Here is a 16,839-nt window from a genome sequence, read left to right as displayed (position 1 = left end):
CCCCACAGGCCCCCGTCAGGCGACCGGACCACTGAGCCAGTCGTCCACCCCGGACAAAAGCTTGGTCTTCATGTCCTCCGGGGCCGCCGAGGCCCGTACCGACTGCCGGGCCAACTCCGCCAGTTCCGCGTCCGAGAAGCCGTGATACCGCCGCGCGATCTCGTACTGCGCGGCCAGCCGGGACCCGAACAGCAGCGGGTCGTCGGCGCCCAGCGCCATCGGCACACCGGCCTCGAACAGCTTGCGCAGCGGCACGTCCTCGTGCTTCTCGTACACCCCGAGGGCCACGTTCGACGCCGGGCACACCTCGCACGTCACCTGCCGGTCCGCCAGCCGCTTCAGCAGCCGGGGGTCGTCCGCCGCGCGCACCCCGTGACCGATCCGGTTCGCGTCCAGGTCGTCGAGGCAGTCCCGCACCGACGACGGGCCGGCCAGCTCGCCACCGTGGGGCGCCGACAGCAGCCCGCCCTCGCGCGCGATGTGGAACGCCCGGTCGAAGTCCCGCGCCATGCCCCGGCGTTCGTCGTTCGACAGCCCGAAGCCCACCACGCCCTGGTCCGCGTACCGCACCGCGAGCCGGGCCAGCGTGCGGGCGTCCAGCGGGTGCTTCATCCGGTTCGCGGCGACCAGCACCCGCATCCCAAGCCCCGTCTCCCGCGAGGTCGTCTCCACCGCGTCCAGGATGATCTCCAGCGCCGGGATCAGCCCGCCGAGCCGGGGCGCGTACGACGTCGGGTCGACCTGGATCTCCAGCCACCCCGAACCGTCGCGCACATCCTCCTCCGCGGCCTCGCGCACCAGCCGCCGGATGTCCTCGGGCTCCCGAAGACACGAGCGCGCGGCGTCGTACAACCGCTGGAAACGGAACCAGCCCCGCTCGTCCGTGGCCCGCAGTCTCGGGGGCTCGCCGCTGGTCAGTGCGTCGACCAGGGCCTCGGGCAGCCGCACTCCGTACTTGTCGGCCAGTTCCAGAACCGTCGCCGGGCGCATCGAGCCGGTGAAGTGCAGGTGCAGATGGGCTTTCGGCAGCTCAGAGACATCACGTACACGCTCCATCCCAGGATCCTGCCGTACGCCACGGGCGTCCCGGTACCGCTTTCCCCTTTAGTGGTCTTGCTCGCACAAAAAAAGGGGCTGCCACTCAGGTGAGTGGCAGCCCCTTTCCTGTGGCGACCTCAGTCCCGCGCCTCCGCGAGCAGCTTCTGGATCCGGCTGACGCCCTCGACGAGATCCTCGTCACCCAGGGCGTACGACAGCCGCAGATAGCCCGGCGTGCCGAAGGCCTCGCCCGGGACGACCGCGACCTCGGCCTCCTCCAGGATCAGCGCGGCCAGCTCGACCGTGTCCTGCGGACGCTTGCCGCGGATCTCCTTGCCGAGCAGCTCCTTGACCGACGGGTAGGCGTAGAAGGCGCCCTCGGGCTCCGGGCAGAGCACGCCGTCGATCTCGTTGAGCATGCGGACGATCGTCTTGCGGCGGCGGTCGAAGGCCGTGCGCATCTCCGCCACCGCGTCGAGGTTGCCGGAGACCGCGGCGAGGGCGGCGACCTGGGCGACGTTCGACACGTTGGAGGTGGCGTGCGACTGGAGGTTGGTCGCGGCCTTGACGACGTCCTTCGGGCCGATGATCCAGCCGACCCGCCAGCCCGTCATGGCGTACGTCTTGGCGACACCGTTGACGACGATGCACTTGTCGCGCAGTTCGGGCAGGAGCGCGGGCAGCGAGGTGAACTTCGCGTCGCCGTAGACGAGGTGCTCGTAGATCTCGTCGGTCAGCACCCACAGGCCGTGCTCGACGGCCCAGCGGCCGATCGCCTCGGCGTCGGCCTGGTTGTAGACGGCACCGGTCGGGTTGGAGGGGGAGACGAAGAGGACGACCTTCGTCTTCTCGGTGCGGGCCGCCTCCAGCTGCTCGACGGAGACCCGGTAGCCGGTCGTCTCGTCGGCGACCACCTCCACCGGGACACCGCCGGCCAGCCGGATCGACTCCGGGTAGGTCGTCCAGTACGGCGCCGGGACGATGACCTCGTCGCCCGGGTCGAGGATCGCGGCGAAAGCCTCGTAGATCGCCTGCTTGCCGCCGTTGGTCACCAGGATCTGGGACGCGTCGACCTCGTAGCCGGAGTCACGGAGGGTCTTCGCGGCGATCGCGGCCTTCAGCTCGGGCAGGCCGCCGGCCGGCGTGTAGCGGTGGTACTTGGGGTTCGAGCAGGCCTCGATCGCGGCCTGGACGATGTAGTCCGGGGTCGGGAAGTCCGGTTCACCGGCGCCGAAGCCGATCACCGGCCGCCCGGCGGCCTTGAGGGCCTTGGCCTTGGCGTCCACGGCGAGGGTGGCGGATTCGGAGATCGCGCCGACTCGGGCGGAGACCCGGCGCTCGGTGGGAGGGGTTGCAGCGCTCATGGGCCCCATCGTTCCAGACCGGAAACTTCTCCGGCACACGGGTTTCACAGACTGAACAACAGCTGAACAACCGTCCGGATTCGCCCCGCACGCTGGGCGATCTTGCGTCCCCAAGGCCCCTACGGGCGCTTTCTGTTCGACGAGGGGCCGTGGACCACGTACACTCTCACCTCGTTGGCCTTCAGCAGCCGCCCATCCAGGTGCACACCGAGCACCCGGCCGGATGCGGTACGTTGGGGGGCACACAAAGGGTCGTAGCTCAATTGGTAGAGCACCGGTCTCCAAAACCGGCGGTTGGGGGTTCAAGTCCCTCCGGCCCTGCTACACACACCTTCGCCAGGATGTGTGCGCATGTACGTACAGCAATGCACCGCCGTGCGGCTCCAACCGGGCGCGGCACGGCCACGACCCGGGAACAGGTGAGGACGAATGGCGGATGCCGTGGGCTCCATCGACACGCCTGGCGCCCAGGACGAAGTGCCGGAGTCCAAGAAGAAGGCCCGCAAGGGCGGCAAGCGTGCCAAGAAGGGCCCGCTGAAGCGTCTCGCGATCTTCTACCGGCAGATCGTCGCCGAACTCCGCAAGGTCGTCTGGCCGTCGCGGAATCAGCTGACGACGTACACGACCGTGGTGATCGTCTTCGTCCTCGTCATGATCGGTCTGGTGACCGTGATTGACTATGGACTCAACCACGCCGCCAAGTACGTATTCGGCTGAGCACAGAGCGAAGGGCGCCGAGGTTACCGGCGCCCCTTTTCGCATGTTCCACCCCTTGTATCCAGGAAGAAGCAGCCACCGTGTCTGACCAGAACCTGAACGACGCCATCGAGCCCGACGAGTCTGTCGACGACGAGCTCGACATCGTCGAGGGCGCGGACGAGGACCTGGACGAGGTCGAGGCTGCCGACGCCGAGGCCGGCGAGCCCGCCGAGGAAGCCGCCCTCCACGTCGAGGACGAGTCCGGCGGCGACGTCGAGGCCGTCGAGGACGAGGAAGAGGAAGAGGCGGAAGCCGAGGAGGAGCCGGCCGAGCCGGTCGACCCCGTCGCCGCCCTGCGCGAGGAACTGCGGACCCTGCCTGGCGAGTGGTACGTCATCCACACCTACGCCGGTTACGAGAACCGCGTGAAGACCAACCTCGAACAGCGTGCCGTCTCGCTGAACGTCGAGGACTTCATCTTCCAGGCCGAGGTGCCGCAGGAAGAGGTCGCGCAGATCAAGAACGGCGAGCGCAAGACGATCCGTCAGAACAAGCTCCCCGGCTACGTGCTGGTGCGCATGGACCTGACGAACGAGTCCTGGGGCGTCGTCCGCAACACCCCCGGCGTCACCGGCTTCGTGGGCAACGCCTACGACCCCTACCCGCTGACCCTGGACGAGATCGTCAAGATGCTCGCCCCGGAGGCCGAGGAGAAGGCCGCCCGTGAGGCCGCCGAGGCCGAGGGCAAGCCGGCTCCGGCCCGCAAGGTCGAGGTCCAGGTCCTGGACTTCGAGGTGGGCGACTCGGTCACCGTCACCGACGGCCCGTTCGCCACGCTGCAGGCCACGATCAACGAGATCAACGCCGACTCGAAGAAGGTCAAGGGCCTCGTCGAGATCTTCGGCCGCGAGACCCCGGTCGAGCTGAGCTTCGACCAGATCCAGAAGAACTGACGTCTTCCGGACAGAGCTTCCGACCAGGTCAGGCGGGCTGTCACAGCTCGTCTGACCTGCTCGGTTTTTGGCCGCGCATCTATACCCGTTATCGTTGTGCGGTATGCCTGCGTTCGGGTGGTCCCCGCACGCAGGCAGGACCCGAATCGAAAGGACCCGGAGAGCTATGCCTCCCAAGAAGAAGAAGGTCACGGGGCTCATCAAGCTCCAGATCCAGGCCGGTGCCGCCAACCCGGCTCCGCCGGTCGGCCCCGCGCTGGGTCAGCACGGCGTCAACATCATGGAGTTCTGCAAGGCCTACAACGCGGCCACCGAGTCGCAGCGTGGCTGGGTGATCCCGGTGGAGATCACGGTCTACGAGGACCGCTCCTTCACCTTCATCACCAAGACCCCGCCGGCCGCGAAGATGATCCTCAAGGCCGCGGGCGTGGAGAAGGGCTCCGGCGAGCCGCACAAGACCAAGGTCGCCAAGATCACCCAGGCGCAGGTCCGCGAGATCGCCACCACCAAGATGCCCGACCTCAACGCCAACGACCTGGACGCCGCCGCGAAGATCATCGCCGGTACCGCGCGTTCCATGGGCGTCACGGTCGAGGGCTGAGCCCCACCCCCCGTACACCTCAAGCAGAAGTGGCAGGGCCTGCTCGGCCCGTACCACGACTCCTTTCAGAACACACAGGAGCAGTTGTGAGCAAGCGCAGCAAGGCCCTTCGCGCTGCGGACGAGAAGATCGACCGGGAGAAGCTGTACGCCCCGCTCGAGGCCGTCCGTCTCGCCAAGGAGACCTCCACGTCGAAGTTCGACGGCACCGTCGAGGTCGCCTTCCGTCTGGGTGTAGACCCGCGCAAGGCCGACCAGATGGTCCGTGGCACCGTGAACCTCCCGCACGGCACCGGTAAGACCGCCCGGGTCCTGGTCTTCGCGACCGGTGACCGTGCCGAGGCCGCTCGTGCCGCGGGCGCCGACATCGTCGGCGCCGACGAGCTCATCGACGAGGTGTCGAAGGGCCGTCTGGACTTCGACGCCGTCGTCGCCACCCCGGACCTCATGGGCAAGGTCGGCCGCCTCGGCCGCGTGCTCGGTCCCCGTGGTCTCATGCCGAACCCCAAGACCGGCACCGTCACCCCCGATGTCACCAAGGCTGTCAACGACATCAAGGGCGGCAAGATCGAGTTCCGCGTCGACAAGCACTCGAACCTGCACTTCATCATCGGCAAGACGTCGTTCGACGACACCAAGCTGGTGGAGAACTACGGCGCGGCGCTGGAGGAGATCCTCCGTCTGAAGCCGTCCGCCGCCAAGGGTCGTTACATCAAGAAGGCCGCCATCAGCACCACGATGGGCCCCGGCATTCCGCTCGACTCCAACCGCACCCGCAACCTCCTCGTCGAGGAGGACCCGGCCGCGGTCTGAGACACCGGCAGGTTCACGGGCCCCGCACCCTCCGAGGTGCGGGGCCCGTTCCCATGTGCGGGGACTGTGCTCTGAGTTAGCGTGCGAGCAGGGCACTTGCACCAGGGGGACGCATGAAGAGGACGACGGTCTGGCTCACCACGGCCGCCGCACTGGCGGGACTCGCCGCCTGTACGTCCTCCGGCTCCTCCGACCGGCCCGCGGAGCGCGGGCGCGCGGCCTCGGCCCCCGCCTCCCTCCCGGCCCTGCGTGCCGCGGAGCGCGCCACCGAGCGGGCCCGGACCGCCCGGGTGAGTTCCACCACGGTGATGGGCACCCAGCTGTCCCTCACCGCCGACGGCGTCCTCGCTTGGCGTGACGGCCTCTCCGGGGCCCTCACCATCGCCTACACCGGCGGCACCGCGGCCGAGACGATGCGCGCTCTCGGCGTCACGTCCATGGAGGCCCGCTACCTCGCCGACGCCTACTACGCGCACATGGGTGACACCTTCGCCGAGAAGACAGGCGGCAGGCACTGGCTCAGATACGCCTACGACGACCTGAAGAGCCTCGGCGGGGGCGCCGACCTCGCCGACCAGATGCGCTCCACCACCCCGAACCAGTCGGTGCGGCTGCTGCTGGACTCCGACGACGTGCGCGCGCTCGGCCGGGAGACCGTGGACGGCCGGACCACCACGCACTACTCCGGCACCGTCGACGTCGAGGACGTCACCGACACCGAACTCCGGCAGCGCCTCCAGAACGCCGACGTCACCGCCGAGACCCTCGACATCTGGATCAACGAGAAGAACCTGCTGGTCAAGAAGGTCGAGAAGACCAGCACGGCGAACGGCAGGGTGACCCAGACCGCCCACTACAGCGACTACGGCGTCCCGGTCGCCGTACGGAAGCCGCCGGCCGCGGACACCGCGGACTTCAAGTCCCTCCTGTCACAGTCGAGCACCAACCCCACCTGAGCGGCAGGGAATTCACGGACCCCTCGCGCCCCTCTCGGTTAAGCTCGCCGTCTTGCTGTGAATCGACCATGTGTTCCTTGGGGGGAATCAATGACTACTTCTGTACGACGTTCCGCGCGCCACAGGACCATCGGTGCCGGGCTCGCCGCCGTGGCCCTCGCCACGGGTGCGGTCAGCTGTTCCAAGGGGGGCGAGGAATCGCCGAAGATGACCCCCGCGGCGGCGGTCGCCAAGGCGGCGAAGAACACGGAGGAGATCACCTCCTTCCACTACCGCATGAAGGGCGAGATGCCCGGCCAGGGGAAGGTCAACGCCGAAGCCGCCATGCGGACCAAGCCCGACATCGCGATGAGCATGAAGATGACCGCGGCCGGGCAGGGCTCCGCGGAGATCCGTCTCGTCGACAAGGCCATGTACATCGGCGGCAACGCCGAGATGGCCAAGGAGATGGACGGCAAGAAGTGGATGAAGTTCGACCTGTCCTCGCTCGGCAAGGACGGCGACCTCGGCGCGGCCGCGTCCGGCGCCGGCCAGGCCGACCAGAACCCGGCCTCCATGTCCGCGTTCCTCAACGGCGCCAAGGACGTGAAGAAGGTCGGCACCGAGACGGTCGACGGCGTCAAGACGACCCACTACGCGGGCACGGTCACCCTCGCCGAGCTGACGGCCTCCTACAAAAACGCCGACAAGTCGGTCCGTGAGCAGCGCGAGAAGAGCACCGAGCAGCTCAAGAAGCTGGGCCTGGACAAGTTCACGATGGACATGTGGGTCGACGGCGAGGACCACGCCAAGCAGTTCCGCATGCTGGGCGACGCCGACAAGGGGAAGTTCGACATGACCTTCACCTTCCTCGACTACAACAAGCCCGTCACCGTCGAGGCGCCGGCCGCCAAGGACACCGCGGACCTCGCCGAGATGATGAAGGAACTCCAGAACAGCTGAGCGCCGTAGGACCGGATTTGCTTGACAGGGATCCGGTCCCGTACGCTCCTACAGAAGCCAAAGACCGCTGGTCGTTGCCGTGTCCTCGCAAGAGGGGGCGGTGGCCGAAGGATCCGCTGAAAATTGCGGACGACCCGCGCAGGTGACTGTGGATGTGCTCCCGGGAACACGTGCCTTGCGTATGTGATCGCGGTCGAGCTACGCCCCGTGCGCCTGCGCCGGGGCGTTTCGTTTTGTGCAGCCCCTTCTGAGCGGTCCTCATCACCCGGAAGGAGGCCGACGCTCTATGGCAAGGCCCGACAAGGCTGCCGCGGTAGCCGAGCTGACGGAGCAGTTCCGCAGCTCGAACGCCGCCGTGCTGACCGAGTACCGGGGTCTCACCGTGGCGCAGCTCAAGACGCTGCGTCGTTCGCTCGGTGAAGACGCCCAGTACGCCGTGGTGAAGAACACGCTGACCAAGATCGCGGCCAACGAGGCCGGGATCTCGACGCTCGACGACCTGTTCAACGGTCCGACGGCGGTTGCCTTCATCACCGGTGACCCGGTGACGTCGGCGAAGGGTCTTCGTGACTTCGCCAAGGACAACCCGAACCTCGTCATCAAGGGCGGTGTCCTTGACGGCAAGGCGCTGTCCGCCGACGAGATCAAGAAGCTTGCGGACCTCGAGTCCCGCGAGGTTCTGCTCGCCAAGCTGGCGGGTGCCTTCAAGGGCAAGCAGACTCAGGCTGCTCAGGTCTTCCAGGCGCTCCCGTCGAAGCTCGTCCGCACCGTGGACGCGCTTCGTGCCAAGCAGGACGAGCAGGGCGGTGCCGAGTAACTCGGCTCGCATCATGACCGCCGCCTGAGGCAGCCGCCCCAGGAAGTGGTCGTAGCGGGCCGAACGTACGCCCGCCAGACATGTACATCGGCACCAGCCGAATTAGTGGAAGGATCGCCCCTCATGGCGAAGCTCAGCCAGGAAGACCTGCTCGCGCAGTTCGAGGAGATGACCCTCATCGAGCTCTCCGAGTTCGTGAAGGCCTTCGAGGAGAAGTTCGACGTCACCGCCGCCGCCGCGGTCGCCGTTGCCGGCCCCGCCGGCCCGGCCGCCGTTGCCGAGGCCGCTGAGGAGCAGGACGAGTTCGACGTCATCCTCACCGGTGCCGGCGACAAGAAGATCCAGGTCATCAAGGTCGTGCGTGAGCTGACCTCCCTGGGTCTCAAGGAGGCCAAGGACCTCGTGGACGGCGCCCCGAAGCCCGTTCTCGAGAAGGTCGCCAAGGACGCCGCCGAGAAGGCCGCCGAGTCCCTCAAGGGCGCCGGCGCCTCCGTCGAGGTCAAGTAACACCTCACAGGCCATTTCGATCGGCCTGTAACGCGCAAGCACCGAAGAGCGATCATCCATCCGGGTGGTCGCTCTTCGGCGTTCCTGGAGGCGCGGTCACGGTTGCCTTGCGGCCTCGAGGGCGAGGGGTATGGTGATCTTCGTCGTGTCTCCCGGAACCTCAGGTTCGGGCAGGGGGGCCTTGACGAACCGCACGCAGCGCGCAATTCTCAGGACGCGTCGCCAGAACGGTCCGAATCCGAGGCATGGATCGGCGACGAAGAGGGCAGTATCAACGTGCGTTGAGGGCACCATGCCGAGGACGTTGAGGGCAGCGAGAGTTTTTGAAGACCGGGCAGAACAGCAGGGCTGGACATCAGTGCGCCAAGTGGCTACACTGACCCTTTGCGCTGCCTGTTAGCTGTCCCCTGCCCGTCACCAGGGGTCTGCCCTCGCCTCAGCATCGACGACCGGACCATCTCTGAGCTGGCCTTTTGGCCACATCAAAGAGACCTGTCGCTGTGTCGCGGAGAGGGCCCGGGGAGCGCGTAGTGAGTCCGAGCCCTCGGAAGGACCCCCTCTTGGCCGCCTCGCGCACTGCCTCGACCGCGAATACGAACAACGCCGCCAGCACCGCCCCGCTGCGCATCTCTTTTGCAAAGATCAAGGAGCCTCTCGAGGTTCCCAACCTGCTCGCGCTGCAGACCGAGAGCTTTGACTGGCTGCTCGGGAACACCGCCTGGCAGAGTCGGGTCGAGGAGGCTCTTGAGTCCGGTCAGGACGTCCCCACCAAGTCCGGTCTGGAGGAGATCTTCGAGGAGATCTCCCCGATCGAGGACTTCTCCGGGTCGATGTCGCTGACGTTCCGCGACCACCGTTTCGAGCCGCCGAAGAACAGCATCGACGAGTGCAAGGAGCGCGACTTCACGTACGCCGCCCCACTCTTCGTCACGGCGGAGTTCACCAACAACGAGACCGGCGAGATCAAGTCCCAGACGGTCTTCATGGGCGACTTCCCGCTCATGACCAACAAGGGCACCTTCGTCATCAACGGCACCGAGCGTGTCGTGGTGTCGCAGCTGGTCCGCTCGCCGGGTGTCTACTTCGACTCCTCCATCGACAAGACGTCCGACAAGGACATCTTCTCCGCCAAGATCATCCCGTCCCGGGGTGCCTGGCTGGAGATGGAGATCGACAAGCGCGACATGGTCGGTGTCCGCATCGACCGCAAGCGCAAGCAGTCCGTCACCGTGCTCCTGAAGGCTCTCGGCTGGACCACCGAGCAGATCCTGGAGGAGTTCGGCGAGTACGAGTCGATGCGCGCCACCCTGGAGAAGGACCACACCCAGGGCCAGGACGACGCACTGCTCGACATCTACCGCAAGCTGCGTCCGGGCGAGCCGCCCACGCGTGAGGCCGCCCAGACCCTTCTGGAGAACCTCTACTTCAACCCGAAGCGTTACGACCTCGCCAAGGTCGGCCGCTACAAGGTGAACAAGAAGCTGGGTGCGGACGCTCCGCTGGACGCGGGCATCCTGACCGTCGAGGACATCATCTCGACGATCAAGTACCTGGTGAAGCTGCACGCGGGCGAGACCGAGACCACCGGTGACAGCGGCACCTCGATCGTCGTCGAGACCGACGACATCGACCACTTCGGCAACCGTCGTCTGCGCAGCGTCGGCGAGCTCATCCAGAACCAGGTCCGCACGGGTCTGGCTCGTATGGAGCGCGTCGTCCGTGAGCGCATGACGACCCAGGACGTCGAGGCGATCACGCCGCAGACCCTGATCAACATCCGGCCGGTCGTCGCCTCCATCAAGGAGTTCTTCGGCACCAGCCAGCTGTCGCAGTTCATGGACCAGAACAACCCGCTGTCGGGTCTCACCCACAAGCGCCGTCTGTCGGCTCTTGGCCCGGGTGGTCTCTCCCGTGAGCGGGCCGGCTTCGAGGTCCGTGACGTGCACCCGTCCCACTACGGCCGCATGTGCCCGATCGAGACGCCCGAAGGCCCGAACATCGGTCTGATCGGTTCGCTCGCCTCCTACGGCCGCGTCAACGCGTTCGGTTTCGTGGAGACGCCGTACCGCAAGGTCACCGGCGGTGTGGTCACCGACGAGGTCGACTACCTGACGGCCGACGAGGAGGACCGCTTCGTCATCGCGCAGGCCAACGCCACGCTCAACGACGACATGCGGTTCGAGGAGTCCCGGGTCCTGGTCCGCCGTCGTGGCGGCGAGGTCGACTACGTCCCCGGTGACGACGTCGACTACATGGACGTCTCGCCGCGCCAGATGGTGTCGGTCGCGACCGCCATGATCCCGTTCCTCGAGCACGACGACGCCAACCGTGCCCTGATGGGCGCGAACATGATGCGTCAGGCCGTGCCGCTCATCAAGAGCGAGTCCCCGCTCGTCGGCACCGGCATGGAGTACCGCTCCGCCGTCGACGCCGGCGACGTGGTCAAGGCCGAGAAGGCGGGTGTGGTCCAGGAGGTCTCCGCGGACTACATCACCACCGCCAACGACGACGGCACGTACATCACGTACCGCCTGGCCAAGTTCGCCCGCTCCAACCAGGGCACCTCGGTCAACCAGAAGGTCATCGTCAACGAGGGCGACCGGATCATCGAGGGCCAGGTCCTGGCCGACGGTCCGGCCACCGAGAACGGCGAGATGGCGCTGGGCAAGAACCTGCTCGTGGCGTTCATGCCGTGGGAGGGTCACAACTACGAGGACGCGATCATCCTGTCGCAGCGCCTCGTGCAGGACGACGTCCTCTCCTCGATCCACATCGAGGAGCACGAGGTCGACGCCCGTGACACCAAGCTCGGCCCCGAGGAGATCACCCGGGACATCCCGAACGTCTCCGAGGAGGTCCTCGCCGACCTCGACGAGCGCGGCATCATCCGTATCGGTGCCGAGGTCGTCGCCGGTGACATCCTCGTCGGCAAGGTCACGCCCAAGGGTGAGACCGAGCTGACGCCGGAGGAGCGCCTGCTGCGCGCGATCTTCGGTGAGAAGGCCCGTGAGGTCCGTGACACCTCGCTGAAGGTGCCGCACGGCGAGATCGGCAAGGTCATCGGCGTCCGCGTCTTCGACCGTGAAGAGGGCGACGAGCTGCCGCCGGGCGTGAACCAGCTGGTTCGTGTCTACGTGGCGCAGAAGCGCAAGATCACGGACGGTGACAAGCTCGCCGGCCGTCACGGCAACAAGGGTGTCATCTCCAAGATCCTGCCCATCGAGGACATGCCGTTCCTCGAGGACGGGACCCCGGTCGACATCATCCTCAACCCGCTGGGTGTGCCGTCCCGAATGAACCCGGGACAGGTCCTGGAGATCCACCTCGGCTGGCTCGCCAGCCGCGGCTGGGACGTCTCCGGCCTCGCCGAGGACTGGGCACAGCGTCTGCAGGTGATCGGCGCCGACTCCGTCGCCCCCGGCACCAACGTCGCGACCCCGGTCTTCGACGGTGCCCGTGAGGACGAGCTGGCGGGTCTGCTCCAGCACACCATCCCGAACCGCGACGGCGAGCGCATGGTGCAGCCGACCGGCAAGGCGAGGCTGTTCGACGGCCGCTCCGGCGAGCCGTTCCCGGAGCCGATCTCGGTCGGCTACATGTACATCCTCAAGCTCCACCACCTGGTCGACGACAAGCTCCACGCCCGTTCGACCGGTCCGTACTCGATGATCACCCAGCAGCCGCTGGGTGGTAAGGCCCAGTTCGGTGGCCAGCGCTTCGGTGAGATGGAGGTGTGGGCGCTGGAGGCATACGGCGCCGCGTACGCCCTCCAGGAGCTGCTGACCATCAAGTCCGACGACGTCACCGGCCGCGTGAAGGTCTACGAGGCCATCGTCAAGGGCGAGAACATCCCCGAGCCCGGCATCCCCGAGTCCTTCAAGGTGCTCATCAAGGAGATGCAGTCCCTGTGCCTCAACGTGGAGGTGCTGTCCTCGGACGGCATGTCCATCGAGATGCGCGACACCGACGAGGACGTCTTCCGCGCGGCGGAAGAGCTCGGCATCGACCTGTCCCGGCGCGAGCCGAGCAGCGTCGAAGAGGTCTGACGGGAGTCCGGCCGGAGGACCTGGTGAGGAACCTCCGGCCGGCCCCTGGACCCCCGTTTCAGACCCCAAGACTTACAACCCTGAGAGGGATTGACGCATAGTGCTCGACGTCAACTTCTTCGATGAGCTCCGGATCGGTCTGGCCACCGCTGACGACATCCGTCAGTGGAGCCACGGCGAGGTCAAGAAGCCCGAGACCATCAACTACCGCACCCTCAAGCCCGAAAAGGACGGACTCTTCTGCGAGAAGATCTTCGGTCCGACCCGGGACTGGGAGTGCTACTGCGGCAAGTACAAGCGTGTCCGGTTCAAGGGCATCATCTGTGAGCGCTGCGGCGTCGAGGTCACTCGCGCCAAGGTGCGTCGTGAGCGGATGGGCCACATCGAACTGGCCGCCCCCGTCACGCACATCTGGTACTTCAAGGGTGTCCCGTCGCGTCTGGGCTACCTGCTCGACCTGGCGCCCAAGGACCTCGAGAAGGTCATCTACTTCGCGGCGTACATGATCACGTACGTCGACGAGGAGCGCCGTACGCGTGACCTGCCCTCCCTGGAGGCGCACGTCTCCGTGGAGCGTCAGCAGGTCGAGAACCGTCGCGACGCCGACCTGGAGGCCCGCGCCAAGAAGCTGGAAAGCGACCTGGCCGAGCTGGAGGCCGAGGGCGCCAAGGCCGACGTGCGCCGCAAGGTGCGCGAGGGTGCCGAGCGTGAGATGAAGCAGCTGCGCGACCGTGCGCAGCGCGAGATCGACCGTCTCGACGAGGTGTGGACCCGCTTCAAGAACCTCAAGGTCCAGGACCTCGAAGGTGACGAGCTGCTCTACCGCGAGCTGCGGGACCGCTTCGGCACGTACTTCGACGGTTCGATGGGTGCCGCGGCGCTGCAGAAGCGCCTGGAGTCCTTCGACCTGGACGAGGAGGCCGAGCGCCTCCGCGAGATCATCCGTACCGGCAAGGGCCAGAAGAAGACCCGTGCGCTGAAGCGGCTGAAGGTCGTGTCTGCCTTCCTGCAGACCTCCAACAGCCCCAAGGGCATGGTCCTCGACTGCGTCCCGGTCATCCCGCCGGACCTTCGCCCGATGGTGCAGCTGGACGGTGGCCGCTTCGCGACCTCCGACCTGAACGACCTGTACCGCCGTGTGATCAACCGCAACAACCGCCTGAAGCGCCTTCTCGACCTCGGTGCGCCCGAGATCATCGTGAACAACGAGAAGCGCATGCTCCAGGAGGCCGTGGACGCGCTGTTCGACAACGGTCGTCGTGGCCGTCCGGTCACCGGTCCCGGCAACCGCCCGCTGAAGTCCCTCAGCGACATGCTGAAGGGCAAGCAGGGTCGATTCCGTCAGAACCTGCTCGGCAAGCGTGTGGACTACTCCGCGCGTTCCGTGATCGTCGTCGGTCCGCAGCTGAAGCTGCACCAGTGCGGTCTGCCGAAGGCGATGGCGCTGGAGCTCTTCAAGCCGTTCGTGATGAAGCGCCTGGTGGACCTGAACCACGCGCAGAACATCAAGAGCGCCAAGCGCATGGTGGAGCGCGGCCGCACGGTCGTGTACGACGTCCTCGAAGAGGTCATCGCCGAGCACCCGGTGCTGCTGAACCGTGCTCCCACCCTGCACCGCCTCGGTATCCAGGCCTTCGAGCCGCAGCTGGTCGAGGGCAAGGCCATCCAGATCCACCCGCTCGTCTGTACCGCGTTCAACGCGGACTTCGACGGTGACCAGATGGCCGTGCACCTGCCGCTGTCCGCGGAGGCGCAGGCCGAGGCCCGCATCCTGATGCTGTCCTCGAACAACATCCTCAAGCCCGCCGACGGCCGTCCGGTGACGATGCCGACCCAGGACATGGTCCTCGGTCTGTTCTTCCTCACCACCGACGGCGAACTGCGTGACACCAAGGGCGAGGGCCGCGCGTTCGGCTCCACGGCCGAGGCGATCATGGCGTTCGACGCCGGCGAGCTGGCTCTCCAGTCGCAGATCGACATCCGCTTCCCGGTGGGCACCATCCCGCCGCGTGGCTGGACGCCGCCGGCGCAGGAGGAGGGCGAGCCGGAGTGGCAGCAGGGGGACACCTTCCGCCTGCGCACCACCCTGGGCCGCGCGCTCTTCAACGAGCTGCTGCCCGAGGACTACCCGTTCGTCGACTACTCGGTGGGCAAGAAGCAGCTCTCCGAGATCGTCAACGACCTGGCCGAGCGCTACCCCAAGGTCATCGTGGCGGCGACGCTCGACAACCTGAAGGCGGCGGGCTTCTACTGGGCGACCCGTTCCGGTGTCACCGTGGCCATCTCCGACGTCGTCGTTCCCGAGGCGAAGAAGGAGATCGTCAAGGGCTACGAGGCGCAGGACGAGAAGGTCCAGAAGCAGTACGAGCGCGGTCTGATCACCAAGGAAGAGCGCACGCAGGAGCTCATCGCGATCTGGACCAAGGCGACCAACGAGGTCGCCGAGGCGATGAACGCGAACTTCCCCAAGACGAACCCCATCTTCATGATGGTTGACTCGGGTGCCCGAGGAAACATGATGCAGATGCGGCAGATCGCCGGTATGCGTGGTCTGGTGTCGAACGCCAAGAACGAGACCATCCCGCGTCCGATCAAGGCGTCCTTCCGTGAGGGCCTGTCCGTGCTGGAGTACTTCATCTCCACGCACGGTGCCCGTAAGGGTCTGGCGGACACCGCCCTGCGTACCGCCGACTCGGGTTACCTGACCCGTCGTCTGGTGGACGTCTCGCAGGACGTCATCATCCGCGAGGAGGACTGCGGCACCGACCGTGGACTCAAGCTCCAGATCGCGGAGGTCGGCGCGGACGGCGTGCTGCGCAAGGCGGACGACGTCGAGACCAGCGTGTACGCCCGTGCGCTGGCCGAGGACATCACCGTCGACGGCAAGGTGCTGGCCCCGGCCAACACCGACCTCGGCGACGTCCTCATCGACGAGCTCGTCAAGCACGGTGTCTCCCAGGTCAAGACCCGCTCGGTCCTGACCTGCGAGTCCGCCGTCGGCACCTGCGCCATGTGCTACGGCCGCTCGCTGGCCACCGGCAAGCTGGTCGACATCGGTGAGGCGGTCGGCATCATCGCCGCCCAGTCCATCGGTGAGCCCGGTACCCAGCTGACGATGCGTACCTTCCACACCGGTGGTGTGGCCGGTGACGACATCACCCAGGGTCTGCCGCGTGTCGTCGAGCTCTTCGAGGCCCGTACCCCGAAGGGTGTCGCCCCGATCTCCGAGGCCCAGGGCCGCGTGCGGATCGAGGAGACCGAGAAGACCAAGAAGATCGTCATCACGCCGGACGACGGCAGCGACGAGACGGCGTTCCCGATCTCGAAGCGCGCCCGTCTCCTGGTCAGCGAGGGCGAGCACGTCGAGGTGGGCCAGAAGCTCACCGTGGGTGCCACCAACCCGCACGACGTGCTGCGCATCCTGGGCCAGCGTGCCGTCCAGGTCCACCTGGTCGGCGAGGTCCAGAAGGTCTACAACTCGCAGGGTGTGTCGATCCACGACAAGCACATCGAGATCATCATCCGGCAGATGCTGCGCCGTGTGACGATCATCGAGTCGGGCGACGCCGAGCTGCTGCCCGGCGAGCTGGTCGAGCGCTCGAAGTTCGAGACCGAGAACCGTCGTGTGGTCCAGGAGGGCGGTCACCCGGCCTCCGGTCGTCCGCAGCTGATGGGTATCACCAAGGCCTCGCTGGCGACGGAATCCTGGCTGTCGGCCGCCTCCTTCCAGGAGACGACCCGAGTCCTGACGGACGCGGCGATCAACGCCAAGTCCGACAGCCTCATCGGCCTCAAGGAGAACGTCATCATCGGTAAGCTCATCCCGGCCGGTACGGGTCTGTCCCGCTACCGCAACATCCGGGTCGAGCCGACCGAGGAGGCCAAGGCCGCGATGTACTCGGCCGTCGGCTACGACGACATCGACTACTCGCCGTTCGGCACGGGGTCCGGCCAGGCTGTTCCGCTGGAGGACTACGACTACGGGCCGTACAACCAGTAGGGCCTGCGTCTGAACGACTGAAGGGCGGTCACCCCGTTTCGTACGGGGTGGCCGCCCTTCGGCGTTCCCACCGGGCCCAGGGAGGCCGTGGAGCGCGTCCGGAA

12 protein-coding genes and 1 tRNA gene are annotated in these 16,839 nt (G+C 66.8%); 11 read left to right on the top strand and 2 right to left on the bottom strand.

Translation table 11 applies throughout. The features are described from left to right. Nucleotides 1-15: 15 nt before the first annotated feature. Entirely contained in the window at nt 16-1,056 is a 1,041-nt protein-coding gene (locus AQI94_RS11180; protein ID WP_031040171.1) for an adenosine deaminase, read from the bottom strand. Nucleotides 1,057-1,175: 119 nt separating this feature from the next. Next, entirely contained in the window at nt 1,176-2,402 is a 1,227-nt protein-coding gene (locus AQI94_RS11175) for a pyridoxal phosphate-dependent aminotransferase (RefSeq protein WP_031040170.1), read from the bottom strand. Nucleotides 2,403-2,650: 248 nt separating this feature from the next. On the opposite strand from AQI94_RS11175, the gene AQI94_RS11170 reads away from it, so the two are divergent. The 11 genes from AQI94_RS11170 to AQI94_RS11120 all read left to right on the top strand — a co-directional run bounded on the left by AQI94_RS11170 (nt 2,651) and on the right by AQI94_RS11120 (nt 16,735). Continuing rightward, nucleotides 2,651-2,723 (top strand) — tRNA-Trp (locus AQI94_RS11170). A gap of 108 nt (nt 2,724-2,831) precedes the next feature. After that, nucleotides 2,832-3,119: a preprotein translocase subunit SecE gene (gene secE / locus AQI94_RS11165; protein WP_031040169.1), complete on the top strand. Its 288-nt coding sequence runs from the start codon at nt 2,832-2,834 to the stop codon at nt 3,117-3,119. A gap of 80 nt (nt 3,120-3,199) precedes the next feature. Beyond that, nucleotides 3,200-4,054, top strand: coding sequence for a transcription termination/antitermination protein NusG (gene nusG, locus AQI94_RS11160; protein ID WP_031040167.1), 855 nt, complete (start codon nt 3,200-3,202; stop codon nt 4,052-4,054). 166 nt (nt 4,055-4,220) lie between these two features. Continuing rightward, complete coding sequence (rplK, locus tag AQI94_RS11155) at nt 4,221-4,655, top strand: 50S ribosomal protein L11 (protein WP_007384044.1); 435 nt, start codon at nt 4,221-4,223, stop codon at nt 4,653-4,655. 86 nt (nt 4,656-4,741) lie between these two features. Further along, the gene (gene rplA / locus AQI94_RS11150) at nt 4,742-5,467 is read left to right on the top strand and encodes a 50S ribosomal protein L1 (RefSeq protein ID WP_007384045.1); all 726 of its coding nucleotides are present in this window, start codon (nt 4,742-4,744) and stop codon (nt 5,465-5,467) included. A gap of 113 nt (nt 5,468-5,580) precedes the next feature. After that, complete coding sequence (locus AQI94_RS11145; protein ID WP_031040164.1) at nt 5,581-6,423, top strand: LppX_LprAFG lipoprotein; 843 nt, start codon at nt 5,581-5,583, stop codon at nt 6,421-6,423. Nucleotides 6,424-6,513: 90 nt separating this feature from the next. Then, nucleotides 6,514-7,365: an LppX_LprAFG lipoprotein gene (locus tag AQI94_RS11140; RefSeq protein WP_031040162.1), complete on the top strand. Its 852-nt coding sequence runs from the start codon at nt 6,514-6,516 to the stop codon at nt 7,363-7,365. A gap of 286 nt (nt 7,366-7,651) precedes the next feature. After that, entirely contained in the window at nt 7,652-8,182 is a 531-nt protein-coding gene (gene rplJ / locus AQI94_RS11135) for a 50S ribosomal protein L10 (protein WP_007384048.1), read from the top strand. Between the two features lie 123 nt (nt 8,183-8,305). Next, nucleotides 8,306-8,689 carry a 50S ribosomal protein L7/L12 gene (gene rplL, locus AQI94_RS11130; RefSeq protein ID WP_031040161.1) on the top strand — a complete coding sequence of 128 codons (384 nt, stop codon included), beginning with the start codon at nt 8,306-8,308 and terminating at the stop codon, nt 8,687-8,689. 560 nt (nt 8,690-9,249) lie between these two features. After that, complete coding sequence (gene rpoB, locus AQI94_RS11125; RefSeq protein WP_031040158.1) at nt 9,250-12,735, top strand: DNA-directed RNA polymerase subunit beta; 3,486 nt, start codon at nt 9,250-9,252, stop codon at nt 12,733-12,735. 100 nt (nt 12,736-12,835) lie between these two features. Next, complete coding sequence (locus AQI94_RS11120) at nt 12,836-16,735, top strand: DNA-directed RNA polymerase subunit beta' (RefSeq protein ID WP_020118524.1); 3,900 nt, start codon at nt 12,836-12,838, stop codon at nt 16,733-16,735. Nucleotides 16,736-16,839 lie beyond the last annotated feature (104 nt).

It is taken from the genome of Streptomyces pseudovenezuelae, assembly GCF_001513955.1.
Classification (GTDB): Bacteria; Actinomycetota; Actinomycetes; order Streptomycetales; family Streptomycetaceae; genus Streptomyces; species Streptomyces pseudovenezuelae.
The sequence above is the reverse complement of the archived record's forward strand: the minus strand, read 5'-3'. Positions and strand labels throughout refer to the sequence as shown.